This is a genomic window from Telluria sp. AZSoR62, from assembly GCF_058111565.1.
This window is the reverse complement of sequence record NZ_JBYTST010000665.1, coordinates 1-231: the sequence shown is the minus strand read 5'-3', so window position 1 is coordinate 231 and position 231 is coordinate 1. Positions and strand designations below refer to the sequence as shown.

Genomic DNA, 231 nt, shown 5'->3' with positions numbered 1-231 from the left:
CTTGCCAAGACGTTCCAAAGCCCCAGGTACATCGCGCCTGCCACAGCCTACGACCAGGCGGCACAGTGCGACGCGACGGCGGCCGCCCTGGCATCCCACCTGGGCGGGGCGTTTGCCGAGCTCGACGGCGTTGCCCGCGGAAACCCCAAGCTGCGGACCGGCGCGGCCGTCTCGCTGAAAGGCGCCGGCAAGCCGTTCGACGGCATGTATACCCTGAGCTCAACGCGCCAC

The 231-nt window shown here is 69.7% G+C and carries 1 protein-coding gene; it reads left to right on the top strand.

Features of this window, described 5'->3' with window-relative positions; all coding sequences use genetic code 11:
* The coding region (locus tag AC3XQU_RS25100; RefSeq protein WP_489876793.1) for a hypothetical protein at nucleotides 1-231 on the top strand (231 nt) is incomplete at both ends.